The 1,328-nt window shown below is 45.1% G+C and carries 1 protein-coding gene; it reads left to right on the forward strand.

The genetic code is table 11. The annotated features are described in order from the left end of the window. A partial coding sequence (locus tag DM995_RS21385) for a hypothetical protein (RefSeq protein ID WP_157973309.1) occupies positions 1 to 1,206 on the forward strand: 1,206 nt, incomplete at its 5' end. Positions 1,207 to 1,328 lie beyond the last annotated feature (122 nt).

The following is a 1,328-nucleotide window of genomic DNA, read 5'->3' on the forward strand; positions in this document are numbered from 1 at the left end:
GCACTCACCGTTCCCGCACTGATCGTTCCCGTGATGCTGATATTCGTTAAACCTGTCAGGTTCGTAATATTGGCTGTTGTAATGTTCGCTGTTGTAGCTGTGATCGTACTGATGTTCGCTAAGTTCGTAATTGAGTTCTGCGCACTTGTACTTAATGATCCACTTAAAGTAGCAGCACTGATCGTTCCACTAGCAGTGATGTTCTGGATATTCGCCAGATTCGTGATCGTAGCCTGTGTACCAGCGTTAAGCGTAGCACTGATCGTACCACCTACGATATTACCCGTTACAGTGATATTATCAAAGGTTCCACTACCTCCATTCACATTTGTCGCACTCACCGTTCCCGCACTGATCGTTCCCGTGATGCTGATATTCGTTAAACCTGTCAGGTTCGTAATATTCGCTGTTGTGATGTTCGCTGTTGTAGCTGTGATCGTACTGATGTTCGCTAAGTTCGTAATTGAGTTCTGTGCACCTGTACTTAATGATCCACTCAAAGTTCCTGCACTGATCGTTCCCGTAGCGGTGATGTTCTGGATATTCGCCAGGTTCGTGATTGTATTCTGTGTACCAGCGTTCAGTGTAGCACTGATCGTACCACCTACGATATTACCCGTTACAGTGATATTATCAAAGGTACCACTACCTCCATTCACATTCGTTGCACTCACCGTTCCCGCACTGATCGTTCCCGTGATGCTGATATTCGTTAAACCTGTCAGGTTCGTAATATTGGCTGTTGTAATGTTCGCTGTTGTAGCTGTGATCGTACTGATGTTCGCTAAGTTCGTAATTGAGTTCTGCGCACTTGTACTTAATGATCCACTTAAAGTAGCAGCACTGATCGTTCCACTAGCAGTGATGTTCTGGATATTCGCCAGATTCGTGATCGTAGCCTGTGTACCAGCGTTAAGTGTAGCACTGATCGTTCCACCAACGATATTACCCGTTACAGTGATATTATCAAAGGTTCCACTACCTCCATTCACATTTGTCGCACTCACCGTTCCCGCACTGATCGTTCCCGTGATGCTGATATTCGTTAAACCCGTCAGGTTCGTAATATTCGCTGTTGTGATGTTCGCTGTTGTAGCTGTGATCGTACTGATGTTCGCTAAGTTCGTAATTGAGTTCTGCGCACTTGTACTTAATGATCCACTTAAAGTAGCAGCACTGATCGTTCCACTAGCAGTGATGTTCTGAACATTCGCCAGATTCGTGATCGTAGCCTGTGTACCAGCGTTAAGTGTTGCACTGATCGTTCCACCTACGATATTACCTGTTACAGTGATATTATCAAAGGTTCCACTACCTCCATTCACATT

Origin of the sequence: Blastomonas sp. UPD001, from assembly GCF_003426715.1 — a bacterium.
GTDB lineage: Bacteria > Pseudomonadota > Alphaproteobacteria > Sphingomonadales > Sphingomonadaceae > Blastomonas.